The 15,988-nt window shown below is 65.2% G+C and carries 12 protein-coding genes; 8 read left to right on the top strand and 4 right to left on the bottom strand.

What is annotated here, in order from left to right; translation table 11 throughout:
• On the top strand, positions 1 to 713 hold a 713-nt coding region (locus ACE5CZ_RS01920; protein WP_374945671.1), incomplete at its 5' end, for an SDR family NAD(P)-dependent oxidoreductase.
• Between the two features lie 37 nt (positions 714 to 750).
• Positions 751 to 1,296: a Dps family protein gene (locus ACE5CZ_RS01915; protein ID WP_374945670.1), complete on the top strand. Its 546-nt coding sequence runs from the start codon at positions 751 to 753 to the stop codon at positions 1,294 to 1,296.
• 93 nt (positions 1,297 to 1,389) lie between these two features.
• Here the strand turns inward: ACE5CZ_RS01915 and ACE5CZ_RS01910 are convergent, their stop codons facing one another.
• Together ACE5CZ_RS01910 and zapE are read right to left on the bottom strand one after the other, a co-directional pair.
• The gene (locus ACE5CZ_RS01910) at positions 1,390 to 2,658 is read right to left on the bottom strand and encodes an ammonium transporter (RefSeq protein ID WP_374945672.1); all 1,269 of its coding nucleotides are present in this window, start codon (positions 2,656 to 2,658) and stop codon (positions 1,390 to 1,392) included.
• Between the two features lie 243 nt (positions 2,659 to 2,901).
• A complete protein-coding gene (zapE, locus tag ACE5CZ_RS01905) occupies positions 2,902 to 3,942 on the bottom strand; it encodes a cell division protein ZapE (RefSeq protein ID WP_374945669.1) in 1,041 nt (346 codons plus the stop codon).
• Between the two features lie 160 nt (positions 3,943 to 4,102).
• On the opposite strand from zapE, the gene ACE5CZ_RS01900 reads away from it, so the two are divergent.
• The 6 genes from ACE5CZ_RS01900 (at position 4,103) to ACE5CZ_RS01875 (ending at position 10,915) form a co-directional block, all read left to right on the top strand.
• Positions 4,103 to 5,002, top strand: coding sequence for a sulfurtransferase (locus tag ACE5CZ_RS01900; RefSeq protein ID WP_374945668.1), 900 nt, complete (start codon positions 4,103 to 4,105; stop codon positions 5,000 to 5,002).
• A 33-nt stretch (positions 5,003 to 5,035) separates the two neighbouring features.
• Positions 5,036 to 5,473, top strand: a complete 438-nt coding sequence (locus ACE5CZ_RS01895) for a SufE family protein (RefSeq protein WP_374945667.1) — start codon at positions 5,036 to 5,038, stop codon at positions 5,471 to 5,473.
• 114 nt (positions 5,474 to 5,587) lie between these two features.
• The gene (locus tag ACE5CZ_RS01890) at positions 5,588 to 6,184 is read left to right on the top strand and encodes a DUF3000 domain-containing protein (protein WP_374945666.1); all 597 of its coding nucleotides are present in this window, start codon (positions 5,588 to 5,590) and stop codon (positions 6,182 to 6,184) included.
• Positions 6,171 to 7,487, top strand: coding sequence for an HRDC domain-containing protein (locus ACE5CZ_RS01885; protein ID WP_374945665.1), 1,317 nt, complete (start codon positions 6,171 to 6,173; stop codon positions 7,485 to 7,487). Before ACE5CZ_RS01890 ends, ACE5CZ_RS01885 begins: the two co-directional genes overlap by 14 nt.
• A gap of 75 nt (positions 7,488 to 7,562) precedes the next feature.
• Positions 7,563 to 8,774, top strand: coding sequence for a thiolase family protein (locus tag ACE5CZ_RS01880; RefSeq protein ID WP_374945664.1), 1,212 nt, complete (start codon positions 7,563 to 7,565; stop codon positions 8,772 to 8,774).
• On the top strand, positions 8,771 to 10,915 hold the full coding sequence (locus tag ACE5CZ_RS01875) for a 3-hydroxyacyl-CoA dehydrogenase NAD-binding domain-containing protein (RefSeq protein WP_374945663.1): 2,145 nt from the start codon (positions 8,771 to 8,773) through the stop codon (positions 10,913 to 10,915). Before ACE5CZ_RS01880 ends, ACE5CZ_RS01875 begins: the two co-directional genes overlap by 4 nt.
• 40 nt (positions 10,916 to 10,955) lie before the next feature.
• Here ACE5CZ_RS01875 and dxs read toward each other — a convergent pair whose 3' ends face one another.
• Positions 10,956 to 12,893, bottom strand: coding sequence for a 1-deoxy-D-xylulose-5-phosphate synthase (dxs, locus tag ACE5CZ_RS01870; protein WP_374945662.1), 1,938 nt, complete (start codon positions 12,891 to 12,893; stop codon positions 10,956 to 10,958).
• A 139-nt stretch (positions 12,894 to 13,032) separates the two neighbouring features.
• Entirely contained in the window at positions 13,033 to 15,852 is a 2,820-nt protein-coding gene (locus tag ACE5CZ_RS01865) for an aconitate hydratase (RefSeq protein ID WP_374945661.1), read from the bottom strand.
• Between the last annotated feature and the right edge of the window lie 136 nt (positions 15,853 to 15,988).

Genomic DNA, 15,988 nt, shown 5'->3' with positions numbered 1-15,988 from the left:
AGGGCGTGACCGTCGTCATCACCGATCTCGATCAGGCGTCGCTCGACGAGGCCGCTGCCCGGCTCGGCGCACCCGATGGCACGCTCTACGCCTTCGCCGCAGATGTGACGGACACGGAATCGCTGGCGTCTCTGCATGCACGGGTGGCGGATGCGGTCGGACAGATAGACATCCTGGTGCAGTCCGCCGGAATCACTGGCGCGCAGGGCCTCTTCCACGAGATCGACGACGCGGGATGGGTCGACACGCTCACGGTCGACCTGCTCGGACCGGTGCGTCTGGTTGCCGAGTTCTTGCCCGACCTGAGGGCAGGCGGGTGGGGCCGCCTGGTGTTCCTCGCCTCGGAGGACGCCGTGCAGCCCTACGACGACGAGCTCCCCTACTGCGCCGCGAAGGCGGGAGTTCTCGCCCTGGCGAAGGGGCTCTCGCGCAGCTACGCGAGCGAGGGACTTCTCGTCAACGCCGTGTCCCCCGCCTTCATCCACACCCCGATGACCGACGCGATGATGTCCAAGCGCGCCGAGAAGACCGGCACCTCGGTCGACCAGGCCATCGACAGCTTCCTCGCCGACGAGCGGCCGTACATGGAACTCGGCCGACGAGGAGAACCCGAAGAGGTGGCCAGCGTCGTCGCGTTCCTCTGCTCAGACCTGGCCAGCTTCGTCAACGGCTCGAATTACCGCGTCGACTCGGGATCCGTCGCGACCATCTGACCGTCACTCACCGCGAATCCATTCGAAAGGAAACATCATGACCACCACCATCGAACGTCCGACGAAGTCCCCCAGCGACGCGGGAGCGAAAAGCACCCGCCGGCAGAACGCCGAGCGAGGATTCAAGGCCTCCAAGGAGTTGACCGACAACCTGCAGAAAGTGCTCGTCGACCTCGTCGAACTGCACCTGCAGGGAAAACAGGCTCACTGGAACGTCGTCGGAAAGAATTTCCGCGACCTGCACCTGCAGCTCGACGAGATCATCGACGCAGCCCGCGAATTCAGCGACACGATCGCCGAGCGTCTCCGTGCGCTGCACGCGGTGCCGGATGGTCGAAGCGACACCGTCGCCTCGACCACCACGCTTCCCGAATACCCCAATGGCGAAGTCGACACGGCGGAGACCGTCGACCTGGTCACCGTGCGGATCGAGGCGGTCGTCGGAACGATGCGAGATGTGCACGACGAGGTCGACGAAGCCGACCCGACGAGCGCAGACATCCTTCACGCGATCATCGAGCGGCTCGAGCAGTACGCCTGGATGGTCTCCGCCGAGAACCGGACGGCGACCAAGAAGTCCTGACGCACGAAGCCTTGACACGACGAACGGCGTGCCGCTCCCCTGCTGGGAAGCGGCACGCCGTCGGTCGCTGTATCAGGTGACGCGAAAGGAGCGTCAGCGCGTCTCCTGGAGGAGGATGTATCCCTCTTCGCCGTGCACGACGGTATCGATTCCGGCGATCTCGTCTTCGTTCTTGACCCGGAAGCCCACCGTCTTCTCGATGACGAGCGCGATGGCGTAGGAGAGAACGAACGAGTACACCATCACGATGAGCGCAGACAGCGCCTGCTTGCCGAGCTGGGCCGGGCCTGCACCGAAGAACAGGCCGACGCCCTCGCCGAGGAGTCCGATGTAGAGGGTGCCGATCACGCCGCCGACGAGGTGGATGCCCACGACGTCGAGCGAGTCGTCGAAGCCGAGCTTGAATTTCAGATCGATGGCGAGTGCGCAGACGGCACCGGCGATGACACCGAGAACGATTGCCCAGAAGGGCGACAGCGCGGCACACGCCGGCGTGATCGCGACGAGGCCGGCGACGGCTCCCGACGCGGCGCCCACAGAGGTGGGCTTGCCATCCTTGATCTTCTCGACCACGAGCCATCCGAGAATGGCGGCGGCGGGAGCGGCGATCGTGTTGAGGAACGCGATCGCGGCGATGCCGTCGGCGGCGAGCTCGCTGCCTGCGTTGAAGCCGAACCAGCCGAACCAGAGCAGACCGGCACCGAGCAGTACGAAGGGAGGGTTGTGCGGCTTGTGGATGCCCTTGGCGAAGTTCACGCGCTTGCCGAGGACGAGTGCCAGGGCCAGGGCGGCTGCACCGGCGTTGATGTGAACCGCCGTGCCACCGGCGAAGTCGATGACTCCGAGGTTGTAGGCGATGAAGCCGCCGTCGATCACACCCTCGTCACCGAGGGTGAAGTTGAACACCCAGCTGGCCACGGGGAAGTACACGACTGTCGCCCAGACCCCGGCGAAGATCATCCAGGCGCCGAACTTGGCGCGGTCTGCGATGGCACCGGAGATCAGCGCGACCGTGATGATCGCGAAGGTGGCCTGGAACGCGGCGAAGGCGATGGCCGGGAACGCGGCGTCGCCGTCGGTCGCCGACGCGAAGACACCGTTCAGACCGAGCTGGTCGAGGTCGATTCCGATGAAGCCGTCGATGCCGACGAAGTTTCCGACACCGCCGTTCGAGAACGCGATGGCGTATCCGTACAGCACCCAGAGAACGCCGATGAGCCCCATGGCCCCGAAGCTCAGCATCATCATGCTGATCACGCTCTTGGCCTTGACGAGTCCCCCGTAGAAGAACGCGAGTCCCGGCGTCATCAGAAGTACGAGGGCCGCTGCTATGAGCAAAAAGGCGGTATTGCCCTGGTCCAGCTCCATTGAAATTACCTCTCTTAGTTGGTGCAAAGGTGCGCCGAGAGATGATGACGAACGAGGGTGCTGTTAGAAGGTAACCAGCGCGCGCGCCTCTCTCGGGTATGCCCAACTATCGTGTGAAGAAGTTTCACAACATGCGCTCGAATGTTTCCGGCTCGTAACGCTCCCGGGTGCAATGTAACAACTGTGTTTCGCGGCCCTACCGAAGAGCGGACAGCGGAGCCCCGGTACGACCGTGACTCAGTACTGGGTCGACGCGATCAGCCGCGACACCGCGCGTAGGTACTTCTTGCGGTAGCCGCCCGTCATCATGTCGCCCGCGAACACCTCGTCGAGGGGAGTCCCTGTGGCGAGGATGGAGATCTGCGCGTCGTAGACCCTGTCGATGAAGGCGACGAATCGCAGGGCGTCGGTCTGGCTGTGCAGGGGCGCGACGCCGTCGAGCACGATGGCGTCGATGCCGTCGAGCAGCTTGACGAACTTCGACGGGTGGATGGTGCCGAGGTGGGCGATGAGGCCGCTGAAGTCGTCACGAGAGATCGTCGCCGCCGGCGACGTGTGCAGCATGGCCGACACGGCTTCGTCGACTTCGGTGTGGTCGAGGGTGCGGGCGTGCCCCTCGATGTCTCGTCGGCGGTAGTCGAGACCGTCTATGCGCACCGTATCGAACCGGTCGGAGAGCGACTGGATCTCGCGCAGGAAGTCGGCCGCGGCGAACCGTCCCTCGCCCAACGCGTTCGGCGGAGTGTTGCTCGTGGCCGCCAGGCGGGTTCCGGATGCGCTCAGCTCGGTGAGCAGGCGGGTCATCATCATCGTGTCGCCCGGATCGTCGAGTTCGAACTCGTCGATGGCGATCAGCGTGGCGCCGGTGAAGAGCTTAACCGCCGCCGCGTAGCCCATGGCCCCGACGATCGCCGTGTACTCGATGAAGGTGCCGAAATACTTCGGCCCGGGCGCCGCGTGCCACAGCGCTGCGAGGAGGTGGGTCTTGCCGACGCCGAAGCCGCCGTCGAGGTAGATACCGGTCGGCCCTGCCGGAGTCTTCTTCTGACGAGAGAAGAAGCCTCCGGTGCGCCCCGTCGGAGCACGAGACGCGGAGAAGGTTCGCACGATCTCCAGGGCCTCCGACTGCGATGCGTAATCGGGGTCGGGTCGGAAGGAGTCGAACGAGGCGCCGTCGAACTGCCGTGGTGGCACGAGAACCGCGGCCATCTCGGCCCCCGACAGGCTCGGCGCGCGATCGACGAGTCGAACGAGTGTGGTCGGGGAGGATGACGCCATGTAAGAGCACTTCCGAGGAGTTTGTGTCGAATGGTGACATGTGCGGGAGAACGGACACCCGAACGGCATAGATTCGATAGGGAGACAAGTCTCTCCAGACTAAACCGCAGAACCCCGCCGTTCGGTCCCCGACCGTTCGCACGCACCCAGGAGGAACCCCATGGCCGTCGCCGCCGATCCGTCGCCCCGCTTCGCAGAATTCGCGCATCCCGAGCGTCTGGTGAGCACCGACTGGCTGCAACCCCGGCTCGGCGAGCCCGGCCTCGTGGTGGTCGAGTCCGACGAAGACGTGCTGCTCTACGAGACCGGGCACATCCCCGGCTCGGTCAAGATCGACTGGCACACGGATCTCAACGATCCCGTCGTGCGCGACTACATCTCGGGTGAGCAGTTCGCCGCGCTTGCCGCATCGAAGGGCATCTCGAGAGACACTACCGTCGTCATCTACGGCGACAAGAACAACTGGTGGGCCGCGTATGCCCTGTGGGTGTTCACCCTGTTCGGCCACACCGACGTGCGCCTCCTCGACGGCGGCCGGGATGCCTGGATCGCCGAGGGCAGGCCCGTCACGACAGACGAGTCGGAGACAGCTGCGGCCTCGTATCCGGTCGTGGAGCGCGACGACTCGGCCATCCGCGCGTTCAAGGACGATGTGCTCGCCCACCTCGGCAACCCGCTGATCGACGTGCGATCACCCGAGGAGTACTCCGGCGAGCGCACCACGGCTCCTGCCTACCCCGAAGAGGGGGCGCTCCGCGCGGGGCACATTCCTACGGCGCAGAACGTGCCCTGGGCCCGGGCGGCCGCCGCTGACGGCACCTTCCGCGGCCTCGACGAACTGAACGAGATCTACAGGGCTGGAGCCGGTCTCGTCGACGGAGACGACATCATCGCCTACTGCCGCATCGGAGAGCGATCGAGCCACACGTGGTTCGTGCTCACCCACCTCCTGGGGTTCGAGGGTGTGCGCAATTACGACGGATCGTGGACGGAGTGGGGAAGCGCGGTGCGCGTTCCCATCGCGACGGGCGACGCCCCTGGCGCGGTCTCGGCGCGGTAGGTCGCACTTTTCGTGGGCCATAATTTCACTGACATGGATGCGACAGAACTACCCGAAACCCTTGCGGAGATCCGCGACGACTTTCTCGGCCTCGAGGTGAAGGAGCGATTGCAGCTGCTGCTCGAGTTCTCGAATGAGCTGCCCGAGCTGCCCGAGCGCTACCGGGATCACCCCGACCTCTTCGAACGCGTGGAGGAATGCCAGTCGCCGATCTTCATCGTCGTCGAGGTCGACCCCGACAGGTCGGTGCATCTGTTCGCCATGGCACCTGCCGAGGCGCCCACCACCCGCGGCTTCGCGTCGATTCTCGTGCAGGGCATCGACGGATTGTCGGTCGATCAGGTGCTCGCGGTAGCCGACGACTATCCGAGCATGCTGGGGCTCACCGCGGCCGTCTCACCCCTGCGCGTTCGAGGGATGACGGCCATGCTCGCGCGCATCAAGAGACAGGTGCGCGCCCGAGTCGCGTGAAGTCACAGTCGTTCGAGCCACGTTCTGATCGCACAGGTCCAGCGCTCCCGCCCGCAATAGTCTTCGTCGGCGTGCCTGCGGAGCGCAGCGTGCGAAAAACTCTAGTCTGCAGACGTGTCCGACACTCCAACCACGTCCGAACCCTCCGCGGCCTTCGAGGCTGCCGTGGCAGCCGTTCGCGCAGCTGTGACCCGCCCGGAACTCGTCGTCAACGAGATTCCTTCGCCGGCCAACCTCGCCCCGTATTCGCTCGCGCTCGCCGCCGACGTCAATCCCGAGCGTCACGGGTCGGATTCGGAGCTCGGCACCGGACGGTTCATCCTCCTTCACGATCCGGACGAACCGGAGGCCTGGGGAGGAACGTTCCGCGTCGTCTGCTTCGCCCAAGCTCCTCTCGAGACCGAGATCGGGCTCGACCCCTTTCTTGCCGACGTCACGTGGTCGTGGCTCGTCGATGCGCTCGACGCGCGCGGTGCCCGATACTCCGCAGCATCGGGCACCGCCACCAAGATCATCTCCAGCGGATTCGGAGAACTGAAGTCGCAGGGCGACGGGGCGCAGATCGAACTCCGCGCATCCTGGACCCCGGACGACTACGACGTGAGGGCGCATGTGGAAGGCTGGGGGGAACTGCTCTGCATGCTCGCCGGTCTTCCCCCCGCGGTCGACGGAGTCACACAATTGAATGCGAGGCGCTTTGGGCGCGACTGACGACAACGTGACCGAAGACACCGTGACTGAACACGGCATAGCCGAAGATGGCACGGCCGTGCTCGACGTCGAGGCGCCACACGCACTCACGGAGCCGGCGCCGCGCACCCGTGCACTGACGGTCATCGATACTCGCGAGGCCTACCTCGAGGCCGTCGACGTGATCGCCGCGGGTCACGGCCCCATCGCGGTCGACGCGGAGCGGGCATCCGGCTTCAAATTTTCTCAGCGTGCCTACCTGATCCAGCTGTACCGTCGCGGTGCCGGCAGTTTCCTCTTCGATCCTCCGGCGATCGGATCGTTCTCGGAACTCAACGATGCGATCGCACGGGATGAGTGGATTCTTCACGCCGCGAGTCAAGACCTGGCGTGCCTCCGCGAGGTCGGACTCGATCCCCGTGTCATCTTCGACACCGAACTCGCCGCCCGACTACTCGGGATTCCCCGGGTCGGCCTCGGCAGCGTCGTCGAAGAGTTCCTCGGGATCCACCTCAAGAAAGAGCATTCGGCGGCCGACTGGTCGCGCCGACCGCTGCCGGAATCGTGGCTCGAGTACGCCGCCCTCGATGTGGAACTGCTCCCCGACCTGCGCGACAAGCTCGCAGAGCTCCTGATCGAGAATTCGAAAGCCGTGATCGCCGCCCAGGAGTTCGAGGCGACACGAGCGAAGGAGCCCAAGCCCGTCGCGGCCGAGCCGTGGCGCAGGCTCACGGGCGTGCACTCGCTTCGCAATCCTCGCAACGTCGCCGTGGCCAGGTCTCTGTGGTTGGCGAGGGACGCCCTGGCCCGAGAGATCGATGTGTCTCCCGGCCGACTCGTGCCCGATGCGAGCCTGGTCGCGGCTGCGCGTGTGCTTCCCGAATCCAAGCGCGAGCTCGCCGCCTTGAGAGAATTCTCGGGCCGGGCGAGCCGCACCGAGATCGACAGGTGGTGGGCGGCGCTCGAAGAAGGCAAGGCCGCCACCGACCTGCCGGCACATCGCCGCAATGAAGACACGCTGCCGCCTCCTCGAAGTTGGGCGGACCGCAACCCCGAGGCGGACTCGCGCTTGAAGGCCGCCCGGTCGGCACTCGCTGAACTGTCCGAATTCGTCAACATCCCCGTCGAGAATCTGCTCACTCCCGAGATTTTGCGCAGAATCGCCTGGACCCCGCCCGAGCCCGTGACCGCAGAAGCGATCTCCTCGTCGCTGGCGGCGTTGGGCGCGCGGCCGTGGCAGCGTGAACTAACTGCACAGCCGATCGCCCAAGGCTTTGTCGATGCCCGCCAAAAGGCAGAGAACGAGCCCGAAGCCTCGTCGTAGAAAGAGTCAATGGATGCCGACGGCTCACATGCCCCGGCCTAGGATCGTCTCGGTTCTCAACCAGAAGGAGGCAAAGTGGCCGAAACAGCCGAAGTCGTATTTGTAGACGGGGTGCGCACACCCTTCGGGCGTGCGGGCGAAAAGGGCATGTACTGGCAGACCCGTGCCGATGATCTCGTTGTGAAGGCGATCATCGGCCTGCTCGAGCGAAACCCGGCCGTTCCCGCGGAGCGAATCGACGAGGTGGCCATCGCAGCCACGACCCAGCAGGGCGACCAGGGGCTCACGCTCGGGCGCACCGCGGCACTTCTGGCGGGGCTCCCCCAGTCCGTTCCCGGATTCGCGATCGATCGCATGTGCGCCGGAGCCATGACGAGCGTCACCACACTGGGCAGCGGAATCGGATTCGGAGCGTACGACCTCGCCATCGCGGGCGGAGTCGAGCACATGGGCAGGCATCCGATGGGATTCGACGCTGACCCCAACCCTCGTTTCCTTGCCGAGAAGCTGGTCTCCGAAGAGGCGCTGAACATGGGATCGACGGCGGAGCGCATCCACGACCGCTTCCCTTCCCTCACCAAAGAGCGTTCCGACCGCTACGCGCTCCGCAGCCAGCAGAAGGTCGCTGCCGCCTATGAGGCGGGCAAGATCCAGCCCGATCTCATTCCCGTCGCGACCCGCAGCGCGGCGGGCTGGGGGCTCGCCACCCGAGACGAGGCGCCCCGCCCGGAGACGACGTTGGAGGGGCTCGCCGGTCTGCGCACGCCCTTTCGACCGCACGGCCGTGTCACCGCCGGAAATTCGTCGGGACTCAACGACGGCGCCACCGCCTGCCTGCTGGCCAGCGGCGATGTGGCGAAAGAACTCGGACTCACCGTGAAGATGAAGCTCGTCAGCTTCGCGTTCGCCGGGGTCGAACCCGAGATCATGGGAATCGGACCCGTGCCGTCGACCGAGAAGGCACTGCGTAAGGCCGGGCTCTCGATCACCGATATCGGGCTCTTCGAACTGAACGAGGCCTTCGCGGTTCAGGTGCTCTCGTTCCTCGATCACTTCGGCATCGACGACGACGATGCTCGTGTCAACGAATACGGGGGCGCCATCGCGATCGGCCACCCGCTCGCCTCGTCTGGCGTTCGCCTGATGAACCAGCTCGCGCGCCAGTTCGAGGAGCACCCCGAGGTTCGCTACGGCCTCACGGCGATGTGCATCGGACTCGGCCAGGGCGGCTCCGTGATCTGGGAGAACCCGCACTACACCAAGAAGGCGAAGGCAGCGAAGCGATGACCGACTATTCCGCGATCGATTTTTCCGCTCTGGCCGACCTGTCGGCAGACGAGGTCGTCACGCACTCCTATGTTCGCGACATCCCGCTTCCGAGCGGAAAGATCCTGGCCCTCATCACGCTCGACAACGACCGTGACCACACGCGCCCCTCCACCCTGGGGCCAGTATCCCTCCTCGAATACGGAGCCGCGCTCGATGCCCTCGCGGTGCGGGCGACCTCGGGAGAGGTCCAGGCGGTCGCCGTCACGGGAAAGCCCTACATTCTCGCGGCGGGTGCCGACCTCTCCAAGGTGAGCGACATCCCGAGCCGCGCCCTCGCCAAGCAGATGGCGCAGCTCGGTCACTTCACCTTCGGCAAGATGGCCGAAATCGGCGTACCGACTTTCGCGTTCATCAATGGGCTCGCCCTCGGTGGCGGTGTCGAGGTCGCCCTGGCCGCCGACTATCGCACGATCGACTCGTCGATCCCCGCACTGGCCCTCCCCGAGGTCTTCCTCGGCATCATTCCGGGCTGGGGAGGCGCCTACCTCCTGCCCAACCTCATCGGCATCGAGAACGCGCTGAAGGTCGTCGTCGAGAATCCACTGAAGAACAACCGCACACTGAAGGGCAGGCAGGCCTTCGACCTCGGCATCGCGGATGCGATCTTCGGACCGGCCGCCTACCTGGAGCAGTCCCTGGAGTGGGCCGATGAGGTGCTCGAGGGTCGCATCACGGTGAAGCGCCCGAACATGCCGGGCAAAATCGAACGTCTCGTGAAATGGGATGCCGCCATCTCGATTGCGCGAAAGATGCTCGAGTCTCGAATCGGCACCGTCGCGGCGTCGCCCTACGTCGCGCTCGACCTCCTGAAGGCCGCGAAGTCCGGTTCTGCCGAGGAGGGATTCGCCCGGGAGGACGATGCGCTGGCCGACCTCATCGCAGGCGACCAGTTTCGAGCAAGCATCTACTCGTTCAACCTCGTACAGAAGCGGGCCAAGCGGCCGGCTGGCGCGCCAGACAAGACCCTCGCCAAGCCGGTTACCAAAGTCGGCGTCATCGGTGCCGGACTCATGGCCAGCCAGTTCGCGCTGCTCTTCGTTCGTCGGCTGCGGGTGCCCGTCGTCATCACCGACCTCGACCAGGCTCGGGTCGACAAGGGCCTTGCCTATATCCGTGATGAGATCGCCGCGCTCAGAGACAAGGGGCGTATCGGTTCCGATGAGGCCAATCGGCTCAGCGCGCTGGTGTCCGGCACGACCGACAAGGCTGATTTCGCCGACGCGGATTGGGTGATCGAGGCCGTCTTCGAAGAGTTGGGCGTCAAGCAGGATGTCTTCGCGGACGTCGAGAAGTACGTGTCCGACACCGCCGTGCTGGCGACCAACACGTCGTCGCTGTCTGTCGAAGAGATCGGCGCGAAGCTCGCGCACCCGGAGCGTCTGGTCGGGTTCCACTTCTTCAACCCGGTCGCCGTGATGCCTCTGATCGAGGTCGTCAACACGCCGTCCACCGACGAATCGACTCTGAGCACCGCGATGGTGACGGCGGCGAAGCTGCGCAAGAATGCCGTCATCACGCGCGACACCCCCGGTTTCGTGGTCAATCGCATCCTGGCCAAACTGCTGGGCGAGGCGATGCACGCGGTCGACACCGGAACGCCGTTCGAGGTCGTCGACAACGCACTGAAGCCGTTCGGTCTGCCCATGACACCGTTCGAACTGCTCGAGCTGGTGGGTCTCAAGGTCGGAGCGCACGTTCTCGACACGCACCATGCTGCGTTCCCCGAGCGGTTCTTCGAGAGTCCCAACCTGCACCGGCTCGCCGAACACGGCAAGATCTTCGACCGCGATTCGAAGGGTGTCATCAAAGGATTCGACAAGGCGGCCGTCAAGATAGTCGCCGCTGGGGGCCCGGGCGGCGCTGCCCTCACCGAGGCGGAACTCTTGCGCCGAGTCGAGGACGGCCTGGCCGACGAGATCAAGCGCATGCTCGACGACGAGGTCGTGCACGCGGCCGAAGACATCGATCTCTGCCTCATTCTGGGGGCGGGCTATCCTTTTCAGATGGGCGGCGCGACACCGTATCTCGACCGGGTCGGCGCGAGCGAGAGGGTCTTCGGAGACACCTTCCACCACCCGACGATAGCCGGAACCCCGTAGCGGCACCGCTCTCGGGGGCTCGAGGGAGAAGAGTTGACGCTCAGCGCGGGACGCGCCGCTCGTCTACCTCTTCGCCCTCGAGCGGACGGGCGATCGGAATCTTGCTGCCCAGAACCTGTGCCACGACGTCACGTGCGATGTGCTGCGGCGTGAGACCGACCCGTTCCATGATCTGAGCACGCTCCGCGTGATCGAGAAACTCGTCGGGCAAGCCGAGTTCCGTTACAGCCGTGTCGATTCCCGCGTCGCGAAGATCCTGACGAATTCTGGTGCCGACTCCACCGACACGGATGCCGTCTTCGATAGAGATCACGATGCGGTGTTCCGCGGCGAGATCGAGCACGCTGCGGGGCACCGGCACCACCCAGCGCGGATCGATCACCGTCGAACCGATTCCCTGCGCGGCAAGCCGCTCGGCCACGTCGAGTCCGGTCTTCGCCATGGGGCCGACCGTCACGATCAGCACGTCTTTGCGCTCGTGCTCGACGAGCACGTCGACACCGTCGCCGAGGCGACGCACGGCGACGATCTCGTCGCCCACGCTGCCCTTCGGGAAGCGCACTACGGTGGGACCGTCGGACACGGCCACCGCCTCACCAAGCTCCTCGCGGAGTCGCTCGGCATCGCGAGGAGCGCTCAACCGTATGTTCGGCACGACCTGGAGAATCGCGAGATCCCACATGCCGTGGTGGCTCGGCCCGTCGGGGCCGGTGACACCGGCCCTGTCGAGGACGAAAGTCACGCCGGCGCGGTGCAGCGCGACATCCATCAGAACTTGGTCGAACGCCCGGTTGATGAACGTGGCGTAGAGGGCCACCACCGGATGAAGTCCGCCGAAGGCGAGGCCCGCGGCCGACGTGACGGCGTGCTGTTCGGCGATGCCGACATCGAAGACCCGCGCGGGGAATCGCTCGGCGAGCTTGTGCAAGCCGGTCGGGCGAAGCATCGCGGCGGTGATCCCCACGATCGTGGGATCCTTCTCTGCCAGAGCGACGATCTCGTCGCTGAAGACGCCTGTCCACGACGGCGCACTGGGCCCGCCGAGCGCCTCGCCGGTCTCGGGATCGATCTGCCCGACGGCGTGGAACTGATCGGCGACGTCGCTGAGTGCCGGCTCGTAGCCGCGCCCCTTTTCGGTGATCGCGTGCACGATCACCGGTTGGGCGTAGCGCTTGGCCTGAAGGAGTGCCTCCTCCATCGCCTGCAGGTCGTGCCCGTGAATCGGGCCGATGTACTTGATGTCGAGGTTGGAGTACAGCGCCTCGTTGTTCGTGAATCGGCTCAAGAACCCGTGCGTGCCGCCGCGGATTCCGCGGTAGATGGCGCGCCCAGGGCCACCGAATCGGTCGAAGAGCAGCCTCGACGACTGGTGAAGGTTGCGGTACTTGGTGTTGGTGCGCACCGAATTGAGGTAGCGGGCCATGCCCCCGATAGTCGGAGCATACGAGCGACCGTTGTCGTTCACGACGATGACGAGCTTGCGGGTGTTGTCATCGCTGATGTTGTTGAGCGCTTCCCACGTCATGCCGCCCGTGAGTGCGCCGTCTCCCACGACGGCGATCACGTGCCGGTCGTTCTGCCCGGTCATCTCGAAGGCACGCGAGATGCCGTCGGCCCACGAGAGCGAACTCGACGCGTGCGAGCTCTCGACGACGTCGTGCACGCTCTCTGAGCGCTGCGGATAGCCCGCGAGTCCGCCCTGCTGCCTCAGGCGGGAAAAGTCTTGTCGGCCGGTGAGGAGCTTGTGCACGTAAGTCTGGTGACCCGTGTCGAAGACGATCGCGTCGCGGGGCGAGTCGAATACACGATGGATGGCCAGGGTCGTCTCGACGACACCGAGGTTCGGCCCGAGGTGTCCCCCGGTCTTCGACACCTCGGCGACGAGGAACTGGCGGATCTCGGCAGCGAGTTGGACGAGCTGCTTCTGGCTGAGAGCGTCGAGGTCCCGGGGACCCGAGATGTTCTCCAGCAGGCTCATGCAGACGGCCTTTCAGTTCGGTTCGAGGACCGGTCGGCCCCTTCTTCCGAGTCTATGACGGATCGCCCCGAGCGCCGTCGGGAACGCTCGGAGCGCCCCCGGGATGCTATGAGGCATCCGCCGGGAGCGCTCCGGCTGATCAGGCGACGAGGCTGCGCAGCACGTACTGCAGGATTCCGCCGTTGCGGTAGTAGTCGGCCTCGCCGGGGGTGTCGATCCGCACGACGGCCTCGAACTCCACCGTCTGCTTTCCCGCCGGCGACTGGTCGCTGGGGGCGGCGGTGACTCGCACGGTGCGCGGTGTGACGCCGGAGTTGAGCTGTTCGATGCCCGCGATGCTCACGATTTCCGTACCGTCGAGTCCGAGCGACGCCCAGGATTCTCCCGCAGGGAACTGCAGGGGAACGACGCCCATGCCGATGAGGTTCGACCTGTGGATGCGCTCGAAGCTCTCGGTGATGACGGCCTTGACGCCGAGAAGGCTCGTGCCCTTCGCCGCCCAGTCGCGGGACGAGCCGGAACCGTACTCCTTGCCGCCGAAGATCACCAGCGGGGTCGCCGCGGCCGCGTAGTTCTGAGCGGCGTCGTAGATGAACGACTGGCGCCCGTCAGGCTGAGTGAAGTCGCGGGTGTAACCACCCTCGACGCCGTCGAGCAGCTGATTCTTGAGTCTGATGTTCGCGAAGGTGCCGCGGATCATCACCTCATGGTTTCCCCGACGCGAACCGTAGGAGTTGTAGTCCTTGCGATCGACGCCGTGCTCGTCGAGGTAGCGGCCCGCGGGGCTGTCGCCCTTGATCGATCCGGCGGGGCTGATGTGGTCGGTCGTCACGGAATCGCCGAGCTTGGCCAGCACGCGGGCGTTGACGATGTCTGTGACGGGCGTCGTCTCCATGGTCATTCCATCGAAGTACGGGGGCTTTCGCACGTAGGTCGACTCGGCATCCCACTCGAAGGTCGCGCCCTCGGGCGTCGGAAGTGAGCGCCACCGCTCGTCGCCATCGAAGACGCCGGCGTACTCATGCTGGAACATGTCGGTGTCGATCGAGGTGTCGATGGTCGACTGCACCTCGGCCGCGTCGGGCCAGATGTCTTTCAAGAAGACGTCGTTGCCGTCGGTGTCCGTACCCAGGGCATCCGTCTCGAAATCGAAGTTCATCGACCCGGCGAGGGCGTATGCGATGACCAGCGGCGGCGACGCGAGGTAGTTCATCTTGACGTCGGGGTTGATGCGCCCCTCGAAGTTGCGGTTTCCTGACAGGACAGCCGTGACGGCCAGGTCGTTGTCTTGAACCGCCGTCGAGATCTCGTCGAGCAACGGGCCGGAGTTGCCGATGCACGTGGTGCAGCCGTACCCGACGGTGTAGAAACCGAGGTCTTCGAGATAGGTCGTGAGGCCGGCCTTCTCGTAGTAGTCGGTGACCACCTTCGACCCCGGCGCCAGCGTGGTCTTGACCCACGGTTTCGCCTTGAGGCCCCTCAGGCTCGCGTTGCGGGCGAGGAGGCCTGCGGCGAGCATCACGGACGGATTCGACGTGTTCGTGCACGACGTGATCGCCGCGATGGCGACTGCGCCATGGTCGAGGGTGAAGTTCGTGCCGTTCTCGAGCGACACCGCGGTGGGCTTGGATGCCGTCGCGGGCGCGTGGCTGGCGTGCGAATGGTTGTGGGCGCGTGCGGGCTCCGCGTCTTCGGGAGAGAGTTCGCCGGGGTCGGAGGCCGGGAACGATCCCGTGCCGACGAGGTCGACGATGTCGTGCTCGACGCGGGTGTAGTCGTTGAGATCGCGCTCGAACTGGCTCTTGGATTCGCTGAGTTCGATGCGATCCTGCGGACGCTTGGGTCCGGCGATCGAGGGAACGACCGTTGCCAGGTCGAGCTCGAGGTACTCGCTGAAGATCGGCTCGATGCTCGGGTCGTGCCACAGCGTCTGCAGTTTGGAATAGGCCTCGACGAGCTTGACCTGATCTTCGCTGCGGCCCGTGAGGCGCAGGTAGTCGAGCGTGACGTCGTCGATGGGGAACATCGCGGCCGTCGAGCCGAACTCCGGGCTCATGTTTCCGATCGTCGCCCGGTTCGCGAGGGGCACCTCGGCCACCCCGGCTCCGTAGAACTCCACGAACTTGCCAACGACGCCGTGCTTTCGCAGCATCTGCGTGATCGTCAGAACGACGTCGGTCGCCGTCACACCCGTGGGGATCGCACCCGAGAGCTTGAAGCCGACGACCTTGGGGATGAGCATCGAGACCGGCTGGCCGAGCATGGCGGCCTCCGCCTCGATGCCTCCGACGCCCCAGCCCAGCACGCCGAGGCCGTTGACCATCGTGGTGTGCGAGTCGGTGCCGACACACGTATCGGGATAGGCGCGGAGAACCCCGTCGACCTCGCGGGTCATGGTGACGCGGGCGAGGTATTCGATGTTGACCTGGTGCACGATGCCCGTTCCGGGCGGCACCACCTTGAAGTCGTCGAACGCGGTCTGTCCCCAGCGCAGAAACTGGTAGCGCTCGCCGTTGCGCTCGTACTCGAGGTCGACATTGCGCTCGAGGGCGTCTTCGGAGCCGAACAGGTCGGCGATCACCGAGTGGTCGATCACCATCTCGGCCGGCGCGAGCGGGTTGATCTTGGTCGGGTCGCCGCCGAGGCTGCCGACCGCCTCGCGCATGGTGGCAAGATCGACGATGCAGGGAACCCCCGTGAAGTCTTGCATCACGACGCGGGCGGGGGTGAACTGGATCTCGGTGTCGGGCTCGGAAGTGGGAACCCAGCTGCCGAGCGCCGTGATGTGGTTCGACGTGATGTTGCCGCCGTCTTCGGTGCGCAGCAGGTTCTCGAGAAGAACTTTCAGGCTGAAGGGCAACTTCTCGTACCCGGCAACCTTGTCGATGCGGTAAACCTCGTACGAGTCATTACCGACCTTCAGTTGATCTTTCGATCCAAAGCTGTTGACTTTCGACACGTGGCCATCTCCTTCGCGCGGTTGAAGTCAATCTTTGCCCTGCAGAACGCGGAAAGGCTAGCAAGGATAACCTAACTGCGTCGACGAAACGGGCCTCGATGCGAGGGTCGCAATCTATCTTGACGTCGAGATAAAT

This window comes from Agreia sp. (assembly GCF_964263775.1).
In the GTDB taxonomy this organism is placed as follows: domain Bacteria; phylum Actinomycetota; class Actinomycetes; order Actinomycetales; family Microbacteriaceae; genus Agreia.
Note: the sequence above shows the minus strand (reverse complement) of the source record. Positions and strands in the feature narration are given on the sequence as shown.

Coding starts and splice junctions, on each gene's coding strand:
- ACE5CZ_RS01915 (WP_374945670.1), top strand. CDS start 751: ATGACCACCACCATCGAACGTCCGACGAAGTCCCCCAGCGACGCGGGA.
- zapE (WP_374945669.1), bottom strand. CDS start 3,942: ATGGCGTCATCCTCCCCGACCACACTCGTTCGACTCGTCGATCGCGCG.
- ACE5CZ_RS01900 (WP_374945668.1), top strand. CDS start 4,103: ATGGCCGTCGCCGCCGATCCGTCGCCCCGCTTCGCAGAATTCGCGCAT.
- ACE5CZ_RS01895 (WP_374945667.1), top strand. CDS start 5,036: ATGGATGCGACAGAACTACCCGAAACCCTTGCGGAGATCCGCGACGAC.
- ACE5CZ_RS01875 (WP_374945663.1), top strand. CDS start 8,771: ATGACCGACTATTCCGCGATCGATTTTTCCGCTCTGGCCGACCTGTCG.
- dxs (WP_374945662.1), bottom strand. CDS start 12,893: ATGAGCCTGCTGGAGAACATCTCGGGTCCCCGGGACCTCGACGCTCTC.